We start from the raw sequence: 14,670 nt of genomic DNA on the forward strand, positions 1-14,670 counted from the left end.
TCAGTACGGAAAGGCGTAGTCCACACCAATCAGATAAAGCCCATAGGGCGGGGCAACCTGCCCGCAGGCCTTGCGATCTTTGACTTCCAAAGCCGCTTGCAGATCATCCGCCGTCCAGCGGCCAACACCCACTTCCATCAGGCTGCCTGCGAAGGACCTGACCTGATTGTGCAGGAAAGACCGCGCCGAAACGCGCATTTCCACGTAATCGCCGTTGCGGATGACATCGAGCCGGTCGAGCGTCTTGACCGGGCTCTTGGCCTGGCATTGCGTGGCGCGAAACGTCGTGAAGTCGTGCTCGCCCAGGAGCCGCTTTGCTGCTTCGTGCATCGCTTCAGCATCAAGTCGCTTCTGCACCCACCATGCGCGCTGATAATCAATCGCCAGAGGCGCACGGCGATTATGGATACGATAGAGATAATGCCGGGCACGCGCTGAAAAACGCGCATCGAATGTGTCCGTCGTCTTCTCGACATTCAAGATGCTGACGCGCTCATCCGCCATGACGAGGTGCGCATTGACCGCATCGCGCACCTTGCCTGCACCCCAATCCTTGGTGAGATCGACATGCACGACCTGTGCGGTTGCATGCACGCCTGCATCGGTGCGGCCAGCCGCACTCAGCGTCAAATCTTCCCCGCAGAACTTCTTGAATGCCAGTTCGATGGCATTCTGCACCGCATGGCCGTTTTCCTGCCGCTGCCAGCCAACATAGGGCGTGCCGTCATATTCGACAGTGAGCTTGTAGCGCGGCACCGCTTACAGAACCTTCGAAACCTGTGCGCCACGCAGAAATTCTTGCGCGGGCAATGGCTTGCCGCCGGAACGCTGCAGCGTAACGAGCCGCACGGCCCTTTCCCCGCAGGCAACCGTCAGGCGATCGTCCAGCACCGTGCCCGGTTCCCCGGACCCCTCACCCAGCGCCGAGCGCTGAAGCTTCACACGTTCGACAGCGCCATTGATTTCCATCTCGCACCATGCACCCGGAAAGGGCGACAGACCGCGAATGGTATTGTGCACGTCCTGTGCCGGCTTCGACCAGTCGATGCGCGCCTCGGCCTTGTCGATCTTGGCGGCATAGGTGACGCCTTCTTCCGCCTGCGGCTGCAAGGCAAGGCTTTCACGCTCAAGCGCGCCCAGCGCACGGATCATCAGGTCGGCGCCGATCATGCTCAGACGGTCATGCAGTTCGCCTGCCGTCATGTCCGGCGTGATCGCAACCTTTTCGGCCATGGCAACGGGACCGGTATCGAGCCCGGCATCCATCTTCATGATCATCATGCCGGTTTCGCTATCGCCTGCCATGATGGCACGCTGGATCGGAGCAGCCCCGCGCCAGCGCGGCAGCAGCGAGGCATGGCCGTTATAGCAACCGAGGCGCGGTGCATCCAGAATGGCTTGCGGCAGCAGCAGACCATAGGCCACGACAATCGCGACATCGGCTTCGAGGCTTGCGAAAACGTCCTGCTCTTCCACGCCCTTGAGGCTCTTCGGCGTGAACACCGGAATACCGAACTGTTCGGCCTTTTCATGCACCGGTGACTTGGTCAGCTCCAGCCCGCGACGGCCAGCCGGACGCGGCGGCTGCGTATAGGCCGCAACAACCTCATAACCGTGACCGATGATGGCGGTGAGGATCGGCACGGAAAATTCCGGTGTCCCCATGAAAACGACACGCATTAAAGCACTTTCCCGGGCGCGCGCTGGCTGGCGAGCTTCTTGAACTTCTTGATGACCATATCGCGCTTCAGCTTGGAAATATGATCGATGAAGAGCACGCCGTTCAGATGATCGATCTCATGCTGCAGGCAGGTAGCCATCAGCCCGTCGGCTTCGATCAAATGCTGTTTGCCATCTGCATCGAAGTAATTGACCTTGATGGCGGCTGGCCGTTCCACTTCGGCATAATAATCCGGTATCGAAAGGCAGCCTTCCTCATAGGTGCTGACTTCATCCGTCACGCCGACAATCTCGGGATTGATGAAGACATGCGGCGCTTTCGGTTCATCTTCCTTGGCAAGGTCGATGACGAGCATGCGGATCGGTTCGCCTACCTGAATGGCGGCGAGGCCAATGCCCGGCGCATCATACATGGTGTCGAACATGTCGCCGGCAAATTTGCGCAGCTGGTCGTCAAAGCGCTCCACAGGCTTGGAAACCTGGCGCAGGACGGGATCGGGAAGGATGACAAGCGGTTTTACAGACATGGGCTTTCACGTAATGGCTCACGCGAGAATCGTCAATTACACTTTGCAAAATGTTCTCGTTTTGATCTCATCAAGACGATACGAATCAGCTAAGCTCTCTTCATGGAAAATCAGAATCTCCTGAATGAGCCGATTCTGCAGCTCGGTGCCACATCCTTCACGCTGGGGAATATCCTGCTGGCGGGTATCGTCGTGCTGGTGCTGTGTCTTGCGATTTTTCTGATCGCGGCGACGCGCTCTGCCCGACTTCGCGCGGTTGCGGAAGCACAGGCCGAGGACCGTGCCCGGGATGCAGAATATCGCATGGCGGAAATCCTGAAGGCACAGGCCGAGATGCAGGGCCGGATGCAGACCATGGCCGAGGTATTCGGCTCACGGCAGGCGGAACTCAACCAGTCGATCCGCGAACGGCTCGACGGCATGACGCATCGCATCGGCCAGACCATGACCGAACAGACCCGCTCGACGCATGAAAATCTCGCCAAATTGCAGGAACGTCTTGCCGTCATCGACACGGCGCAGAACAATATCCAGTCGCTCGCCGGACAGGTGGTGCAATTGCAGGCGATCCTCGCCAACAAGCAGACGCGCGGCGCTTTCGGCCAGTCGCGCATGGAAGCGATCATCGCCGACGGCCTGCCGCAGGGGGCCTACGAGTTTCAGGCAACGCTTTCCAACAGCACCCGTCCCGACTGCCTTGTACGGATGCCGAACAATGCACCCTCGCTCGTGATCGACGCAAAATTCCCGCTCGAAGCCTGGAATTCGATGCGCGAAACGGAACAGCCGGAGGCGCGCAAGGCAGCAGTCGCCCAGTTCCGCCGCGACATGGAAGTGCATATCAAGGATGTCTCGGACAAATATCTGATCCCCGGCGAAACACAGGATACGGCTTTTCTGTTCGTGCCGTCGGAGTCCATCTTCGCCGATATTCACGAGCACTTCGAGGCCCTGATCCAGCGTGCGCATCGGGCGCGAGTCGTCATTGTCTCGCCGTCGCTGCTGATGCTGTCGATTCAGGTCATTCAGGCAATCCTGAAGGATGCCCGCATGCGTGAGCAGGCGCATGTGATTCAGGGCGAAGTGATCCGCTTGATGGAAGATGTGGGCCGCCTCGACGAGCGCGTGCGCAAGCTGCAGACCCATTTCGTGCAGGCCAACAAGGATATTGACGATATTCTTGTATCTTCCAACAAGGTCACCCGGCGCGGCGCGAAGATCGAAGCGCTGGAATTTGGCCCTGCACCCGCAGAGGAAGCATCCCGCCCGCAAACGAGACAGGCGGAAAACACTCCCACTCAAATGCGCCTGCGCGTGGTGGATGAGGATTAATTTCTTCGGCTCAGAATAGCGACTCTGCTATTTCCCTCATCCTGAGAAGGCGCGAAGCGCCGTCTCGAAGGACGAGGGAAACGCACAACTCGACCCTCATTCTCAGCCTGTCGAAAGGGCGGGCAGCACAACGGCTCGTCAAATATTAGCTGGCCGGTCGGAATGACCGAGATCGCGTTCCGGCCAGACCAGATCGCGCACGCGCTGCTTTAACACCTTGGCTTCCGGAAATCCGCCGTCACGCTTGCGTTCCCAGATGAGTTCTTCGCTTCCATCCGGCATATAAACACGGATTTCAAACACTCCACCAGTCCCCGGACGCAACGCCACTTCGCCTAAATCCTGCCCGAAAGTCTGTAACAGTTCCTGCGCCATCCACGCAGCACGCAGCAGCCAGTTGCATTGGGTGCAGTAGGTGATGGAGATACGGGGATGTTCGGACATTGATTTCAACCTTCGGAACTAGGGCAATCTTAAAGTCTATTGCCGGCTTGTTAGACAGGCAAACTTGCATCAACATCTAGCTTCCAAAGACGCGCGGGGGCAAGTCATGGAAGTAACAGTCTACATTCTGCGTTGCGCAGAATGTTCATATTACACCGGTCTCACCAAGCAGAGCATCGAAGCCCGATTGTGGGAACACAATGAAGGTATTTACGATAGCTATACGAAGAAGCGTCGACCGATCGAACTTGTTTTCACAGAAACATATGATCGGATTATCGATGCCATCGCGCGCGAACGGCAGATCAAAGGATGGTCACGTGCAAAGAAAGAAGCGTTGATTGCGCTAAATTATGAGGGCCTGCCTGTATTGTCGAAGCGGGGATGAGATCGGGACGTCTACCTCGTCCCGCCTTCCCCCTCATCCTGAGGAGGCACTCTGAGCGTAGCTCATGGGAGCCGTCTCGAAGGGCTGAGGGGAGCGCTGTCGCCCTCGTCCTTCGAGACGCCTCCTTCGCAAGCTCAGGAGGCTCCTCAGGATGAGGACGAAATTGGCATCGTCAAAGTTCAAAAAGAAGGGGCGCCGAAGCGCCCAATCCAAGACAGTATTCAACAGATCACCAAATGATCAATCATCGCCCATCTTGAGCGCCTGAATGAAGGCCTCCTGCGGGATTTCGACCTTGCCGAACTGGCGCATGCGCTTCTTGCCTTCCTTCTGCTTTTCCAGAAGTTTGCGCTTACGCGTCACGTCACCACCATAGCACTTGGCCGTCACGTCCTTGCGCAGCGCCGAGATGGTCTCGCGTGCTACGATACGACCGCCAATCGCTGCCTGGATCGGAATCTTGAACATGTGCTGCGGGATCAGCTCCTTCAGCTTTTCGCACAGCGCGCGGCCACGCTTTTCCGCCGCCGAGCGGTGAACCAGCATCGAAAGCGCGTCGACCGGCTCCTCGTTCACAAGGATCGACATCTTGACCAGATCGCCCTCACGGTAATCCGAAAGATTGTAGTCGAACGAAGCATAGCCCTTCGAGATCGACTTCAGGCGATCGTAGAAATCGAACACCACCTCGTTGAGCGGCAGATCATAGGTGATCATGGCGCGGGGACCAACATAGGTCAGATCAATCTGCAGACCACGGCGCTCCTGGCAGAGCTTCATGATCGCGCCGAGATAATCATCCGGCGTCATGATAGTCGCACGAATCCAAGGTTCTTCAATCGCATTGATCTTCACCACATCCGGCATATCGGCCGGGTTGTGCAGCTCTTTCTGCGAACCGTCCTGCATGTTCAGGCGATAGACAACCGAAGGCGCGGTCGTGATGAGGTCGAGATTGAACTCGCGCTCAAGACGTTCCTGAATGATTTCCAGATGCAGAAGACCAAGGAAACCACAGCGGAAGCCGAAGCCGAGCGCAGCGGAGGTTTCCATTTCGAACGAGAACGACGCATCGTTGAGGCGCAGCTTGCCCATGGCAGCGCGCAGGTCCTCGAAATCCGCCGCATCGACCGGGAACAGGCCGCAGAACACGACCGGCTGCGCGGGCTTGAAGCCAGACAGCATCTTGTTCGTCGGGCGGCGATCTTCGGTGATCGTATCGCCGACGCGGGTGTCGGCCACTTCCTTGATCGAAGCGGTGATGAAGCCAAGCTCGCCGGGACCGAGTTCGTCCACCTGAACCATCTTCGGCGTGAACACGCCGGTGCGTTCCACCGGATATTTCGCGCCCGTGCCCATCATGCGGATGGTCTGGCCCTTTTTCAGAACGCCATCAATGATGCGCACCAGAACGATAACGCCGAGATAGCTGTCATACCAGCTATCGACCAGCATGGCCTTGAGCGGCGCATTGCGGTCGCCTTCCTTCGGCGCGGGCAACTGGGTGACGATGGCTTCCAGCACATCCTCGATGCCGATGCCGGTCTTGGCCGAAATATGCACGGCCTGCGCGGCATCGATGCCAATCACTTCCTCGATCTGCTGCTTGACGCGCTCAGGCTCGGCAGCGGGCAGGTCGATCTTGTTCAGCACGACCACGATTTCATGATTGTTGTCGATGGCCTGATAGACATTGGCCAGCGTCTGCGCTTCCACGCCCTGAGAGGCGTCCACCACCAGAAGCGAACCTTCGCACGCGGCCAGCGAGCGCGAGACTTCATAGGCGAAGTCGACGTGTCCGGGCGTGTCGATCAGGTTCAGCACATAATCTTCGCCGTTCTTCGCCTTGTAGCTGAGACGGACGGTCTGCGCCTTGATGGTGATGCCGCGCTCGCGCTCGATATCCATCGAGTCGAGAACCTGATCCTTCATCTCGCGCGTGTCCAGCCCGCCGGTCAACTGAATGAGGCGGTCGGCCAGCGTCGATTTGCCGTGGTCGATATGGGCGACGATCGAAAAATTGCGAATATGGTCAAGTGGTGTGCTCATGCGCGCGATTTAACAGCAAGAAGCGGAATCTCAAAGCGGTTTTCGGATAAGTTCACGTTGAAACAAAAAAACGAACATGGGAAAAAGTCCTGCTATCATGATCGTGACAACAAGTCCCCTTTGCCTTGTGGCCAAAAGGCGATAAATCACCGGCAATATAGACGCATTGTCGCCGCTCATTGCAAGCGGCGCAGCTGGCTTTCATGCAGGAGTTTAGGATGAAGACCGAACCGAACGAAGTCCACAACAGGCCGAAACTGGTCACCGTTTTCGGCGGCTCCGGCTTTGTCGGGCGCGCGGTCGTCGCAAGTCTCACCAAGCGCGGCTATCGCGTGCGCGTTGCCGTGCGCAAGCCGGAAGTTGCCTATTACATGGCTCCGCTCGGCAATGTCGGCCAGATTCAGATGGTGCAGGCCAATGTCCGCAACCGCGCTTCGGTCGAACATGTCGTCAAGGGTTCCGACCATGTCGTGAACCTCGTCGGCATCCTTGCTGAAAGCGGTCGCCAGCGTTTCAACACCGTTCAGGTGCTGGGCGCGAAGAACATCGCCGAAGCCGCCAAGGCCGCAGGCATTCGCATGACGCATCTGTCCTCGCTCGCAGCCGACGTCAATTCGCCATCGGATTACGCACGCACCAAGGGCGAAGGCGAAAACGCCGTTCTTTCCGTTCTGCCGGAAAGCGTCATCCTGCGCCCCTCGATCATTTTCGGCCCTGAAGACCGCTTCTTCAACCGCTTCGCCAACATGGCGCGCTTCTCGCCGTTCCTGCCAGCTATCGGCGGCGGCGAAACGAAGCTCCAGCCGGTCTATGTCGGTGATGTTGCGGAAGCCGTCGCCCGCGCCGTCGATGGCAAGCTGATGCCGGGTGGCGTCTATGAACTCGGCGGCCCGGATGTGCAGCCGTTCAAGAACTGGATGAAGGACATGCTCGGCGTTATCGCCCGCAAGCGCCTCATCATTTCCATGCCTTGGTGGGTTGCCCGTTTGCAGGCATCGATCCTCGGCCTGCTGCCGAACCCGATGCTCACCAACGATCAGGTGACGCTGTTGAAATTCGACAATGTCGTTTCCGAAAAGGCGATCAAGGAAGGCCGCACGCTGGAAGGCATGGGCATCACGCCGGAAGGCGTTGACGCCGTACTGCCATCCTATCTGTGGCGCTACCGCGTTGCCGGCCAGTACACCAAAACCGGTTTTGCGTGAGACATTCCGCTCATCGGAAAATGAACAAGGGGCCGAAAGGCCCCTTTTCTTTTGCCCGATTTTTTATACGCCGAGCTTTGTCTGAATTTGACGACGTTCATCCCCAGACGAGAAGCGCAGCCAACCCCACCGATCCGACGATCAGGCGCCACCAGCCGAACAGCTTGAAGCCGTGGCGGGACACATAGTCAAGCAGATAGCGCACGACGAAAACGCCCGAGATGAAAGCCATTACGAAGCCGACCCCGATCAGCGCACCGTCGTTGAGCGACAGGATATTGCGGCTCTTGTAGAGGTCATAGGCAAAAGCGCCTGCCATGGTCGGCATAGCGAGGAAGAACGAAAACTCCGCCGCCGAGCGCTTGTCGGCCCCCAGCAGAAGCGAGCCGACAATGGTGGAGCCGGAGCGCGACACGCCTGGTATCATGGCCAGGCACTGGATGAAGCCGATGGCGAGGCACATGGGCAGCGGATAATCCATCACATCATGATAGCGCGGACGCAGATTGAGCTGGTCCACCCAGAGCAGGATGAAACCGCCGATGATGAGCATGATGCAGACAAGCATCGGCGTTTCAAACAGCACGCTTTTGATGAAGCCGTGCGCCAGCGCGCCGATGACAGCAGCGGGCAGGAAGGCAACCAGAATGCCGAAGACGAAGCGCCGCGTGCGGGCATCGCGGGGAAAATCGGTCAGGATTTTCAGAAGTTTTGCCGAATAGACAGTCAAGATGGCCAGAATGGCACCAAGCTGGATCAGAACCTCGAAGGTTTTTCCTGTGGATTCAAAACCAAGAAAATGGCCGATCAGCAGCAAATGCCCGGTGGAGGAAACCGGGATAAATTCGGTCAAGCCTTCGATAAGACCGAGAAACGCGGCTTCCAGCAGATTAAAAACATCCATGAAGTCAGCACCTTAGAATATTGGGCACCATGATGGCAGCAAGACCGGGCCGCGATTGCGGTTGCCGAGGCAAAAACGAGCACTTCCAGCGATTGCTTGTCTCACGCAGACATAGCCCTTATAGACTTTATATTCCGTTGAGGCGGCGTCGAATCGCTCGGTAGCAGGAATAGCCTGCTGCATGCGCAAACGCCAGCCGCCGTGCTATCTCCGGACGTTCAATTCAAGCTTCAGTCGAGAGTATCGCGTCGATCATGCTTACGCTTTTTCATCATCCCATGTCTTCGGGTTCGCGCTATGTGCGGCTCATCCTCGGCGAGTATGGCGTTGAAGCGGAGTTGATCGAGGAACGACCGTGGTCACGTCGCAAAGAATTTCTGGCGCTGAACCCGGCGGGCACCCTGCCCGTTCTTCTGGCTGAAAATGACCTTCCGGTCGTCGGCGCGACGGTGATTGCCGAATATCTGGACGAAACCCGTGGCGCCTTGAAACGCAGCCGCCGCCTTCTGCCGGAAAGCCCGATGGAGCGCGCCGAAGTGCGCCGCCTCGTTGACTGGTTTCTGCTGAAATTCGAAAATGAAGTCACACGCCACATCGCGCGCGAACGTGTGTTCAAGCTGCAGATGGCAGCCGAAATGGGCGGTAGCGCGCCGGATTCGACCGCTATCCGCGCCGCCCGCACCAATATCCGCCAGCACATGAAATATATCGACTGGCTGGCCGCGACCCGCGACTGGCTGGGTGGCGCGCATCCAAGCTATGCCGACATGGCTGCGGCAGCATGCATTTCCGTGCTAGACTATCTCGGCGAAATCGAGTGGGGCGAAACCAAAGCAGCGCGTGACTGGTATGCACGCATGAAATCGCGCCCGGCCTTCCGCCCATTACTTTCTGACCGCGTGCGCGGGCTTGCCCCGGTGGCCCATTATGGCGACCTCGACTTCTAGTTCGAAAACCGAAAAGCTGAAGCGCTTCCTGATCGAAGAGGCGAAGGCGGTTGGTTTCGATGCCGTCGCCTTCACCACGCCGGATGCAATTCCGCAAGCGCCCGAACGGCTGCGCCAATATATTGCCGATGGCCACCACGCCGACATGGAATGGATGGAGGAAACCGAGGCGCGCCGCAGCGATCCAAGCGTGCTGTGGCCGGAAGTCCGTTCCATCATGATGCTGGCGATGAATTACGGGCCGGATGCCAACCCGCTCGCCATTCTGGAGCAACAGGATCGCGCGGCCATATCGGTCTACGCGCAAAACCGCGACTATCATGACATCATCAAGGGCAAGCTCAAGCATGTGGCGAGCCGTTTTGCCGCGCGCGCCGGACAGGATGTCAAAGTCTTCGTCGACACCGCGCCCGTCATGGAAAAGCCGCTGGCTGAGGCCGCGGGGCTCGGCTGGCAGGGCAAGCACACCAATCTGGTAAGCCGTGAGCTTGGATCATGGCTGTTCCTCGGCTCCATCTTCACAACGGCGGAAATTCCGCCCGACAAGCCTGACCGCGACCATTGCGGCTCCTGCCGCGCCTGCCTCGACGCTTGTCCGACCAAGGCCTTCCCCTCGCCCTATCGCATCGACGCAAGGCGCTGCATTTCCTATCTCACCATCGAGAACAAGGGGCCGATCCCGCACGAATTCCGCAAGGCGATGGGCAACCGCATCTATGGCTGCGATGACTGCCTTTCCGTCTGCCCTTGGAACAAGTTTGCGCAGGCAACCAGCGAAATGAAGCTGAAAGCCCGCGACGATCTGAAAGCGCTGCGTCTGGCCGACCTGTTGACGCTGGATGATCCCGCGTTCCGCACTTTGTTTTCGGGTTCCCCGGTGAAACGGATCGGGCGCGACCGCTTCCTCCGCAATGTGCTGATCGCCACCGGTAATTCCGGTGATAAAACGCTTCTGCCAGATGTCGAACGACTGCTGGAAGACGAAGCGCCTGTCGTGCGCGGGGCAGCTATATGGGCCTTGAAGCAATTGGCCAATCCCGACCGTGTGGCTGAAATGCAGAAACGTCTGGCCTCATCGGAAGAGGATGCTACGGTGCAAGCAGAGTGGACCACCGCATCGACCCGAAAATCGGAAGCGATTTTCGGAAAACACGATGCGTAGATTCAATGGATTAGAGTGTCCTATGTGCGTCCCAACGGGCGCACGGCGCTCTATGGAGGAAGTTTGATGCGCGTTTTTCTGTTCGGAGCCGGTTATTCTGCCCAAGCCTTTGCTCAAAGGATGACAGGTGAGGCGGAACGCATCGACGGGACAACGCGGCACGAGCAGAAATTCCCGCTCCTTGAAAAGGCGGGCATAAAGCCGATGCTCTTTGACGGTGAAACACCTTCGCCCGACCTTCTGGACCGGCTTGCCCAATCGACCCATGTTGTCGTTTCGATTTCGCCCGGCGAAAGCGGCGACCCGGCGGTCGCCGTTGTAGAAGAAGCGCTTCGTCGCCCCGACAACACCATTCGCTGGATCGGCTATCTGTCGACGGTCGGCGTCTATGGCGACCATCAGGGCCAATGGGTGGACGAGACTGCTCCCTGCAAGCCTGCGTCCCGCCGCAGTCTGGAGCGGGTGGAAGCCGAAGAAGCATGGGGACAATTGAGCGAACGGCACGGAACGCCGCTCGCAATCTTGCGTCTTTCCGGCATTTACGGGCCGGGCCGCAACGCCTTCATTAATCTGGAACGCGGTACTGCACGGCGCATCATCAAAGACAATCAGGTCTTCAACCGCATCCACGTCGATGACATCGCCGGTAGCCTGCGTTTTCTGGCAGGAACCAACACGGGCGGCATCTTCAATATCACCGACAATGAACCAAGCCCACCACAGGATGTCGTCACCTATGCAGCCGAACTGATGGGCGTGACGCCGCCGCCGGAAGTCCCCTTCGCGGAAGCCGACATGACGCCGATGGCGCGCTCCTTCTATGGCGAGAACAAGCGTGTCTCCAACCAGCGCATCAGGGATCTCGGCTATGAATTTGCCTATCCCGACTACGAGACCGCCTTTTCGGCCATGTGGCGCGACGATAGCTGGCACTGATTTGCATTGTTCAGATGCGGCTGTTAAAAATGCATCCGTAATCGAACCGGGACAAAACAGAATGAGCAGCACCGAACTCGCAACCAGATAAGCCGCAACAGCCTTTCCGACCTGTTGCGGCATCTGCCCCGGACCAATTTCCCTTAAAGCGCATCCCGAAAAGTGTGTAACGATTTTCGGATAAGACACGCGTTGTAAAGCAGGCAGATCGCCGCCCGAATTCTTTCTCGAGCGGATGCTTCGTCATGCCTTTTGATAACAAACAAACTCCACGCTGGAGTTACTCCCTGCCATTTGCGCTCGCGCTGATGGCCCCTTTCGACATTCTCGCCTCGCTGGCCATGGACATCTACCTGCCGGTCGTGCCGTCCATGCCCGCCATCCTGCAAACGACACCCGCCATGGTGCAGCTGACGCTCAGCCTCTACATGGTGATGCTGGGTGTCGGGCAACTGCTGTTCGGCCCGTTGTCGGACCGCTTCGGACGCAGGCCCATCTTGCTTGGTGGCGGATTGGTTTTCGCCCTTTCGTCCTTCGCGCTGGCGATTACCGACAATGCCGCGCTATTCGTGGCGCTTCGCTTCGTACAGGCAACGGGCGCCTCGGCGGCACTTGTCGCCACTTTCGCAACGGTGCGCGACGTCTATGCGACACGTCCCGAAGGCGCGACGATCTACGGCCTTTTCAGCGCCATGCTTTCCTTCGTTCCTGCGCTTGGCCCGATTGCCGGTGCACTGATTGCAAAGGGTTTCGGATGGCGGACAATCTTCGCATTGCTGGGCCTGTTCGGTCTCATCGCAACATGGCGCGCCTTGCGCCACTGGCACGAGACACGACCGACCGGCGATGCGCCAAACGCCGGCAGTCTGGGGCGGATCATAAAGGATTTCCGCTTCTGGACCTACACGCTCGGCTTTGCCACGGCGATGGGCACGTTCTTCGTATTCTTTTCTACCGCACCGCGCATTCTGATCGAACGCAGCGGCTTCGGCGAAACAGGATTCAGCCTTGCTTTCGCAAGCGTTGCCGGCGTCATGATCGCCGCCACGCGCATCCTGCCGCGCCAGACGCAGAAATGGGGTGCCCGTACAAGCGTGGCCCTTGGCATGGTCGTGCTCCTTGCCAGCGCACTCCTGCTTCTGGCGGGCGAGACACTGCTGCAACCATCATTCACAAGCCTCATCGTCCCGATGTGGCTTGCCGCTGTCGGGATCGTTCTCACCGCATCGATGACGGCGAATGGTGCGCTTGCAGCTTTTGACGACAATGCGGGCATGGCGGTCGCAGTCTATTTCTGTGTTCAGAGCCTGATCGTCAGTCTCGCAGGAACCGCACTGGTCATTTTCCTGCCTGGCGATACTGCCTGGCCATTGATCACCTTCTGCACCTTCATGCCGTTGCTGGTTCTGGCCATGCTTGCAAGGCTACGAAAGAGCTGAGGGAAATGGCGGTCGGCAGCACAAACTGTCGACCGCCATTGAAGCCCTGCCGTGGACACCGCATAATGCCCGCAATCCGGTTGTCTTGATTCGCAGCCGCAGCCCCTAGAGCGCCGTGCGTCCATATGGACGCACAAAGGATGCTCTAACCGATCGAATCTACGCATCGTACTTTCCGAAAATCGTAATCGATTTTCGGGCCGATGCTGTAGGCAAAACATGGAACTGCCCCATGATCGCAAACAGATTGAAGAAGATCATTCTCGCAGCCTCGCTGGCCGCAATGATCGCGCCCGACTTCGCGCCAATGGCCATGGCGGAAGACATGCCGGCCAAACAGGCTTTCGGCGGTGAAAGGCTTCCTGTGCTGACGCAGCAGCCACAATCCATCGGCTTTTATGCCAAAGGATGCCTTGCCGGGGCGGTGGCATTGCCGACGGACGGACCGAACTGGCAGGTCATGCGCCTTTCGCGCAACCGCCGCTGGGGTCATCCGCGCATGATCGGTCTTCTGGAGAAACTGTCCCGCGATGCAGCACAGGACGGCTGGCCCGGCCTGCTCGTCGGTGACATCTCACAGCCGCGCGGCGGCCCGATGCTCACCGGTCATGCCTCGCATCAGGTCGGCCTCGATGCCGATATCTGGCTGACACCGATGCCGAAAAAGCGGTTTTCCGATGCCGAACGCGAAAGCGTTTCCGCCGTTTCGATGCTGAAACCGGATTCGCTTTATGTGGACCCGAAAAAATGGACCCCCGCCCGCACGGCCCTCATCAAGCATGCCGCAAGCTATCCGGAAGTCGAGCGCATCTTCGTGCATCCGGGCATCAAGAAGCAGCTTTGCGACACAGTGACGGGCGACCGAAGCTGGCTCGGCAAGGTTCGCCCCTATTGGGGGCACTTCTACCATTTCCACGTGCGCCTGACCTGCCAGCCCGGTTCGCCTCAATGCAAGGGACAGCCGAAAGTGGCTGCTGGCGACGGTTGTGACAAGTCGCTCGCCTGGTGGTTCACCGACGAGCCATGGAAGCCCGCAAAGCCGTCGAAGGAACCGCCAAAAAAGCCGCGTCCGGTGATGGTTTCCGATCTGCCGAAGGCCTGTGCCGCCGTCCTCAACGGCCCTGCGCCGAATTCGGTTGCGGATGTCACCTACGGCGTGCAGTAAAGGCTTTTAGCGCTTTTCAGGTCTTTGGCACTTCGCTATAGATTTAAAACGATTTAGAATGCTAATGACAAGGTTATCAACTCGTAAGGTTGCTCATTCATGACGGAACGCCTGCGCATCGCATTGATCGCCCACGACCAGAAGAAGGATGACATGGTCGCCTTCGCCAAAGCGCATGAGCAGGCTTTGGCCCGCTTTGACATCGTGGCGACGGGGACGACCGGCAGCCTCATTCTGGATGCCTGCCCTTCACTCAGCATTCAGCGTGTGAAAAGTGGGCCGCTCGGCGGAGACCAGCAGATCGGCGCGATGATTGCGGAAGGCACGGTGGAAGTGCTCATCTTCTTCATCGATCCGCTGTCCCCGCTTCCGCACGATGTCGATGTGAAGGCGCTGACACGCCTTGGCAGCGTCTACGATATTCCAATGGCGCTCAATCGCGCGACAGCGGAAAAACTGATCAAAGCGCTTGATTAAAGCGCATCCCGAAAA

General features: G+C 58.4%; 15 protein-coding genes. 9 read left to right on the forward strand and 6 right to left on the reverse strand.

Going from position 1 to position 14,670, the window contains the following annotated elements:
• From truA to def, 3 genes are read right to left on the reverse strand one after another with little or no spacing between them, the layout of a single operon-like run.
• Window positions 1-756 carry a tRNA pseudouridine(38-40) synthase TruA gene (gene truA, locus AC1RHM_RS05090; protein WP_010659413.1) on the reverse strand — a complete coding sequence of 252 codons (756 nt, stop codon included), beginning with the start codon at window positions 754-756 and terminating at the stop codon, window positions 1-3.
• Between the two features lie 3 nt (window positions 757-759).
• Window positions 760-1,680, reverse strand: coding sequence for a methionyl-tRNA formyltransferase (gene fmt / locus AC1RHM_RS05095; protein WP_010659412.1), 921 nt, complete (start codon window positions 1,678-1,680; stop codon window positions 760-762).
• The gene (def, locus tag AC1RHM_RS05100; protein WP_010659411.1) at window positions 1,680-2,207 is read right to left on the reverse strand and encodes a peptide deformylase; all 528 of its coding nucleotides are present in this window, start codon (window positions 2,205-2,207) and stop codon (window positions 1,680-1,682) included. Before def ends, fmt begins: the two co-directional genes overlap by 1 nt.
• Before the next feature lie 102 nt (window positions 2,208-2,309).
• Here def and AC1RHM_RS05105 point away from each other — a divergent pair, with 102 nt between their 5' ends.
• Window positions 2,310-3,539, forward strand: coding sequence for a DNA recombination protein RmuC (locus tag AC1RHM_RS05105; protein WP_010659410.1), 1,230 nt, complete (start codon window positions 2,310-2,312; stop codon window positions 3,537-3,539).
• Window positions 3,540-3,677: 138 nt separating this feature from the next.
• Here the strand turns inward: AC1RHM_RS05105 and AC1RHM_RS05110 are convergent, their stop codons facing one another.
• Entirely contained in the window at window positions 3,678-3,983 is a 306-nt protein-coding gene (locus AC1RHM_RS05110) for an Rdx family protein (RefSeq protein ID WP_010659409.1), read from the reverse strand.
• 106 nt (window positions 3,984-4,089) lie between these two features.
• Here AC1RHM_RS05110 and AC1RHM_RS05115 point away from each other — a divergent pair, with 106 nt between their 5' ends.
• The gene (locus AC1RHM_RS05115) at window positions 4,090-4,371 is read left to right on the forward strand and encodes a GIY-YIG nuclease family protein (protein WP_010659408.1); all 282 of its coding nucleotides are present in this window, start codon (window positions 4,090-4,092) and stop codon (window positions 4,369-4,371) included.
• 240 nt (window positions 4,372-4,611) lie between these two features.
• Here the strand turns inward: AC1RHM_RS05115 and lepA are convergent, their stop codons facing one another.
• Window positions 4,612-6,420 carry a translation elongation factor 4 gene (gene lepA / locus AC1RHM_RS05120; RefSeq protein WP_010659407.1) on the reverse strand — a complete coding sequence of 603 codons (1,809 nt, stop codon included), beginning with the start codon at window positions 6,418-6,420 and terminating at the stop codon, window positions 4,612-4,614.
• 218 nt (window positions 6,421-6,638) lie between these two features.
• Here lepA and AC1RHM_RS05125 point away from each other — a divergent pair, with 218 nt between their 5' ends.
• Window positions 6,639-7,625: a complex I NDUFA9 subunit family protein gene (locus tag AC1RHM_RS05125; protein ID WP_029929346.1), complete on the forward strand. Its 987-nt coding sequence runs from the start codon at window positions 6,639-6,641 to the stop codon at window positions 7,623-7,625.
• 97 nt (window positions 7,626-7,722) lie between these two features.
• Here the strand turns inward: AC1RHM_RS05125 and AC1RHM_RS05130 are convergent, their stop codons facing one another.
• On the reverse strand, window positions 7,723-8,529 hold the full coding sequence (locus AC1RHM_RS05130) for an undecaprenyl-diphosphate phosphatase (protein WP_010659405.1): 807 nt from the start codon (window positions 8,527-8,529) through the stop codon (window positions 7,723-7,725).
• Window positions 8,530-8,783: 254 nt separating this feature from the next.
• Between AC1RHM_RS05130 and AC1RHM_RS05135 the strand changes: the two genes are divergently transcribed.
• From AC1RHM_RS05135 to AC1RHM_RS05160, 6 genes are all read left to right on the forward strand, one after another.
• Window positions 8,784-9,476 (forward strand): glutathione S-transferase family protein, encoded by a 693-nt coding sequence (locus tag AC1RHM_RS05135; RefSeq protein ID WP_010659404.1) that lies wholly within the window; start codon window positions 8,784-8,786, stop codon window positions 9,474-9,476.
• Window positions 9,457-10,638, forward strand: coding sequence for a tRNA epoxyqueuosine(34) reductase QueG (gene queG, locus AC1RHM_RS05140; RefSeq protein WP_010659403.1), 1,182 nt, complete (start codon window positions 9,457-9,459; stop codon window positions 10,636-10,638). The genes AC1RHM_RS05135 and queG overlap by 20 nt, the downstream gene beginning before the upstream one ends.
• A gap of 66 nt (window positions 10,639-10,704) precedes the next feature.
• The gene (locus tag AC1RHM_RS05145; protein WP_010659402.1) at window positions 10,705-11,574 is read left to right on the forward strand and encodes an SDR family oxidoreductase; all 870 of its coding nucleotides are present in this window, start codon (window positions 10,705-10,707) and stop codon (window positions 11,572-11,574) included.
• A gap of 245 nt (window positions 11,575-11,819) precedes the next feature.
• The gene (gene cml, locus AC1RHM_RS05150; RefSeq protein WP_010659401.1) at window positions 11,820-13,013 is read left to right on the forward strand and encodes a CmlA/FloR family chloramphenicol efflux MFS transporter; all 1,194 of its coding nucleotides are present in this window, start codon (window positions 11,820-11,822) and stop codon (window positions 13,011-13,013) included.
• A 232-nt stretch (window positions 13,014-13,245) separates the two neighbouring features.
• On the forward strand, window positions 13,246-14,178 hold the full coding sequence (mepA, locus tag AC1RHM_RS05155) for a penicillin-insensitive murein endopeptidase (RefSeq protein WP_071632555.1): 933 nt from the start codon (window positions 13,246-13,248) through the stop codon (window positions 14,176-14,178).
• Window positions 14,179-14,277: 99 nt separating this feature from the next.
• Complete coding sequence (locus AC1RHM_RS05160) at window positions 14,278-14,655, forward strand: methylglyoxal synthase (RefSeq protein ID WP_010659399.1); 378 nt, start codon at window positions 14,278-14,280, stop codon at window positions 14,653-14,655.
• The last annotated feature ends 15 nt before the right edge of the window (window positions 14,656-14,670 follow it).

The sequence above is a fragment of the Brucella sp. GW823-FHT04E01 genome (assembly GCF_058796175.1).